Here is a 5,577-nt window from a genome sequence, read left to right as displayed (position 1 = left end):
GGGATTATCATTGTTGACGGAATCTCAAGTTCCCACGGTTCATGTAACCTTATTCCTCTCTTTTGTTCTTTCTGGTTATATATTCAAAATTTAGAGAATTTAAACTTAAGACGGTTCATCGCCAATAGACGGTAGCGTTAGTAAGAAAATAATTAACTTGACCAACAAACCAACACTAAGCCGACAAATCCGCGTCCCTTACTCCGCCAACTGGCGATAACCGGGACCGTTGTAAGCAATTTTTCAATCAAGATTTTAGTATAAACAATGACTTTTAAAAATAAAATCTCAACTGCTAAATGGATTCAAATTCTAATATTTTATCTTTTAGCGCTCGTCCTAACTTATACTTTTACAAAATTTCCGAATCTAATTAGAGAACTATGGATTTCGGTATTTGATTTAAATGTGTCATTTAGCTGGAATCATGGGATCGGACTTTTAATAGCTACTATTGCTTGCTATTTATTGTTTAAACAGGATTACAAGACATCCTTTTTAGGAAATAAACATTTAAAAAGTTTGATAATTGCTACGTCGTATTTAATCATCTATAGCTTATTTGGACTTTCTAATAAATTCAATATTAATGAACATTTTTGGGCCTTAATATTCTGCTCATCTATGTTGATATATGATATTTTTGAAGAAATTGCCTGGAGAGGTTTTTTAAATGACAAATTAGGAAAAACTCCTACACTAGTTAAAGGAATTATTACAGGAATTCTATGGGGCTTATGGCATATTTTAATTTTTAAAAGTTTTAATCAATTCGGTGGTCTTCATTATTTTGTTTTATTAACAATAATCGTTTCTATTATAATGTCTTACGCAGTTAAAAAGACTAATTCAATATTAGTAGCTGCTTCAATCCATGGATTGTTGATTCTAAGAAATAACTACGTAACAATAATTTGCATAGTAATATGGACATTATTAATAATTACGTGGGAACGAGATAAGATTTTTAATCGTAGAAAAACAGCTTACAACAACGGTTAATCGCCAATAAGCGGCACGGTTAGTAAGAAAATAATTAACTTGACCAACAAACCAATACTAAGCCGACAAATCCGCGTCACCTACTCCGCCAACTGGCGATAACCGAGACCGTTGTAGCCAATGCGGACAAAAATTCTGCTTAAAACCTCATTAGAAAAACAAGCCTCTAGTATTTGAACCAGAGGCCTGTAATTCTTAAAGAAAATCATGGTTTAGATTTTTATTTTAAAGCCACCATTAATTACAAATCCGTCAACAGGAGCATAAATATCCCTGAAATTCGGATCATCTAAAGTTCCAGTAAACACACTATCAAAACGACTTTGGCGTGTATCCAGAATATTTTCAAAATTCAGGAATAATGAAAATTTTTCTCCAATTTTTTTCTCTGTCATAACTCCAAGAATCCAATATGGCTCACCTGTAGTTCCATCTGTTAATTGCTGCCTACTATAGTAGTAACCCTCCAGACCTATCCAGAAATTATCATGTTTCTCATACATCAAGACATTATTCAAACGATGTTGGGCTACTAGAGGATATTGCTGTGTATCGCCATCATAATGCTGGTTAACATCAGCCAGAGTGTAACCTACAAATAACTTAAGGTCATGATATTTCAATCGCATATTAGCTTCAATTCCTTTGCTGTCTAAATATCCATTCGGCTGAGTGAATTCATAAAATGTTCCGGTGCTTCGATTAAGAACTAAAGGATCGTTAATCCTGGTGTAAAACAACAAAAGATTGGTTGACAAATTAAGATCATTTGTGATGGACCATTTATAATTTCCATCTAAATTAAAACCTATAGATCGTTCGGCATCTGTTTCATCCACATCTATAGGCAGCACATTTTGAAATTGCAGTCGTTCTACGTCTTCTGTAAAAATGCTCGGAGTTTTATACCCCATGCCACCACCAGCTCTAAATGTTAACTGGTTCGAAGGTTCAAACATTAAAGAGAATCTAGGTAATAAATAGAATCCATAATTGCTTTGATAGTCCCCACGCAAACCAGTTTCCAGAGTCCACTTTTGCTCAATATCCCATATATTCTGAACAAAGGCTCCCAGGGTATAATTAGTAAAACTAAGGTCCTGATCTGGATCTCCCTGTTCCTGATCAAAATTTTCGGTCCATAGATTCAGTCCGGCTATCCATTCAGTTTTCTCCTGAATTGTAGAAAGATTTATTTCTGAAAAAGAAGAAACCTGGTAACCGGTAAAAGCATAGTCAGGAATTTCAATCTGTCGTTCAAAAAGACTGATACTGTTTTTTATCTGAAGGGATGTTTTATCAGGAAAATGATGATTCCCCAATAGCTGAGTAGAAAAGCGTTCGGTATTATTTCTTTCAAAATAACCTGTTCCTCTATCATTTTCCACATAATCCATGGCACCGCCCAATCGATCCTCCGAAACAAAATTAAAGCCTATGTTGAAATCGGTATTTTCACTCAGATAAGCATATAATTTGGGATTCAAGGTGAAACGTTCAAATTTCGGGATCGCAGTTAAACCATTGCCAGCAGGATCGTAAGGTGTACCTAAATTATAAGAAGCAAAAACGGTAGTACCCAGTTTACCAAATTTTTCAGAATAGAAACCACTAAGGTCCAATCCCAAAGCTGAAGTTAGATTAGCCATAAAACTTAATTCCGGCTCATCTTCCGGAGTTTTTGAAATTAAATTTACCAGGCCGGCTATTGCTCCACCACCATAAAGTGTTGAAGAGGCACCCTTAATTACTTCAACCTGTTTAAGGTCTAAAGGTGCAATTTGCATGAGGCTTAAACCACCAGAATACCCTGAATATAATGGAAGTCCGTCACGTAATAATTGGGTGTATTTTCCATCTAATCCCTGGATCCTGATACTGGAATTATAACTGGTTGCAGATGTTTGTTGCGTTTGTATACCAGTACTTTCATTTAGTAACATACGGATGTCTCCGGGTTTCATATTTCCTTTCTCTGCGAGCTCCTCACCGGCGATAAACTCAACCCTGGTGGGAATATCCTGAAAGGTTCTTGAACTTCTTGTTGATTCAATAAAGATAGTTTCCATCTGTTCTTCAGAAGGATGGAGCAAAATTTCCTGATTGTTTTCTTCATCAGATAAGGGAAATGTTCTGCTTATTGATAGCGTTTCAAAACCTATATATCTAATTACGATCTGGTGTTTACCATCAGGTATATTTCGAAGAATGGCCTTTCCTTCTTCATTTGTTGTAGTTCCAATATTAAGTTCTTGAATGCCTAAAGTTACTCCATATAGAGGTTCCCTGGTTTCAGCATTTAGTATGGTAGTCTCAAATTGATTCTGAGCTAAAATTGTATTGCTGGCAAAAAACAGCAATACGAAAATGATATTTTTCAAACTGATTTTATTTTTGAATAATTATATAATATATACGTCACTTCACGTGAACTAAACTAATTTATATAATCTGGGTCTTTGGTGGTTTAAAATCAGAATTCTGGTAGGCACTTTTAAATAATTCTTCGTAAGAAGACAATACGGCAAGTGATAATTCGTCCTGAAAAAATGTGAATTCTGAATATTCCTGAATAGCAAATCCAGTACAGCTCCCACAATTAAAAAAGGGTGAACAGGCTTCGTTACCACTATGGTCATCTTCAGAATTAGATGGATTTTCTATACAAACCGAATTTTCTCCCATTTCCTCAAGTAAACAACATGGGAGGCTGGATAAGAAAAGAACTAATAATGATATAAAGAAGACAACTAATTTCATCTGCACAAATGTACATTTAAAATAAAAAATATAAAATTCAATATAAGCTGAGAATTAGCCGCACTGGCAACAACAACGGCTCATCGCCAATAACGGGTTAAATCGAAAAAGTGTAATTTTAGAAACCAGGAAAGAAAACAAATAAGCCGACAACTCCGCGTCCCAACTCCCGCAACTGGCGATAGCCGAGACCGTTGTGCGCAAGTTTTATACGGATTTTGCTTAAAAAAGATAAATATCTAAAACATTAAAGTAGATTAATCGAATTTCAAATCCATGATTAAACCAATCAATATAAACCATTTAATTTCAGTCATTTAATAATAGAAACCTTAAATTTATATTGTTATTAAAGAAATAGATGCGCTCACCAATGAGGAAACTTCTTACTACACATCCAAAATCAATTGATTATAAAATGCCAGAATTTAAGCCGTAGTTTTAAAATATCATGACCAAGAAAAAAGTAAAGCGAATACTTAGAATATTATTTATCGTTGCAAGTATATCTTCTTTATGGTTCGTACCCTGGATTTTGGTAAAAGCCTGGATTTTACCACTACCTAATACAGTCCAAGAGCAATTAAAAGAAGGATTAGATCACGGATTTGATGGAATGATAGTTTATGTTGACCAAGCAGGAAAACCTCCAGAATTTTATGCTGCTGGCTGGCACGATCGGAAAAAGAAAATTCCTGCTTACCCACAAGCCTTATTCAAAATTGCAAGTATTACCAAGCTTTATATCGCTGTTGCTACTACAAAATTAGTCAAGGAAGGTCGACTATCATTGGATAAAACACTTTCCGAATACTTTCCAGAACTTGCGGAAAGAATCGAAAATTCAGACGAAATAACTTTGAGAATGATGGTACAACATAGAAGTGGTATACCAAATTTCGTTGATCATCCCGATTTCTGGACGAAACCTCCAAAGAACAGACAGGAAACTTTGAATTATGCTCTGGATTTACCAGCCGATTTTGAACCAGGTGAAGATTATGGCTATTCAAATACCAATTATATGTTGATTGAAGATCTCATTGATAAAACGATAGGCTATCCCCATCAAAAGTATATAAAGGAGGAAATCTTAATCCCACTTGAGCTTAACAACACTTTTGGTTCGCTAAGCGAAGTGAACATCGACGATGTTATGAGCGGTTATTACGTAGGCATAGATAAAGATTTTAAAACTGATGACTCAGGCTTAATGCTGGCAACCGCTGAAGACGTAGGGAAATTTCTTAGAGCATTAAACGATGGTTCAGTATTTAATGATGGGGAACAGGAAATCTATTCTTCGATCTATGTTTACGAACATACAGGTTTAATTGTTGGTTATCAAAGTATAGCAAAATATTACAAAGACATAGATACAGTTATTATTCAATTTAATAATACTACCAACTTCAATGGTTACGACTGGAATTTAGCGGAAATTATAAATAATCGTATTGAAAAAATTGTCAGAAAAAACAGAAGCTAATAATTCACAAAATTATTGTTATCAATAGAAATTCCACTAAATGAATTCTGCTGCTATTATAATTATTGACAAAAAACCAGCGCACAACAACGGTTCATCGCCAATAGACGGCAGCGTTAGAAAGAAAATAATTAACTTGACCAACAAACCAATACTAAGCCGACAAATCCGTGTCCCCTACTCCGCCAACTGGCGATAACCGAGACCGTTAGCTAACATTTTTTAGAAAGAGTGAAATTAGGAGAAATCATATTCTATTTAGCAGTTTCATTAATTGGAATAACCTTTTTATATCAACTTTTAAAGATCATGCTTAAGGGAACTAA

Annotated in this window: 4 protein-coding genes; 2 read left to right on the top strand and 2 right to left on the bottom strand. The window is 34.7% G+C overall.

Going from position 1 to position 5,577, the window contains the following annotated elements; all coding sequences use genetic code 11:
- Positions 1 to 267 precede the first annotated feature (267 nt).
- A complete protein-coding gene (locus ML462_RS15870; protein WP_240714815.1) occupies positions 268 to 1,002 on the top strand; it encodes a CPBP family intramembrane glutamic endopeptidase in 735 nt (244 codons plus the stop codon).
- A gap of 212 nt (positions 1,003 to 1,214) precedes the next feature.
- On the opposite strand, the gene ML462_RS15865 is transcribed toward ML462_RS15870, so the two are convergent.
- Together ML462_RS15865 and ML462_RS15860 are read right to left on the bottom strand one after the other, a co-directional pair.
- The gene (locus tag ML462_RS15865) at positions 1,215 to 3,383 is read right to left on the bottom strand and encodes a TonB-dependent receptor (RefSeq protein ID WP_240714814.1); all 2,169 of its coding nucleotides are present in this window, start codon (positions 3,381 to 3,383) and stop codon (positions 1,215 to 1,217) included.
- Between the two features lie 61 nt (positions 3,384 to 3,444).
- Positions 3,445 to 3,762 carry a hypothetical protein gene (locus ML462_RS15860; RefSeq protein WP_240714813.1) on the bottom strand — a complete coding sequence of 106 codons (318 nt, stop codon included), beginning with the start codon at positions 3,760 to 3,762 and terminating at the stop codon, positions 3,445 to 3,447.
- A 451-nt stretch (positions 3,763 to 4,213) separates the two neighbouring features.
- On the opposite strand from ML462_RS15860, the gene ML462_RS15855 reads away from it, so the two are divergent.
- Positions 4,214 to 5,251, top strand: coding sequence for a serine hydrolase domain-containing protein (locus tag ML462_RS15855; protein WP_240714812.1), 1,038 nt, complete (start codon positions 4,214 to 4,216; stop codon positions 5,249 to 5,251).
- Positions 5,252 to 5,577: the final 326 nt, after the last annotated feature.

This window comes from Christiangramia lutea (genome assembly GCF_022489035.1).
GTDB classification, from domain to species: Bacteria; Bacteroidota; Bacteroidia; order Flavobacteriales; family Flavobacteriaceae; genus Christiangramia; species Christiangramia lutea.
The sequence above is the reverse complement of the archived record's forward strand: the minus strand, read 5'-3'. Positions and strand labels throughout refer to the sequence as shown.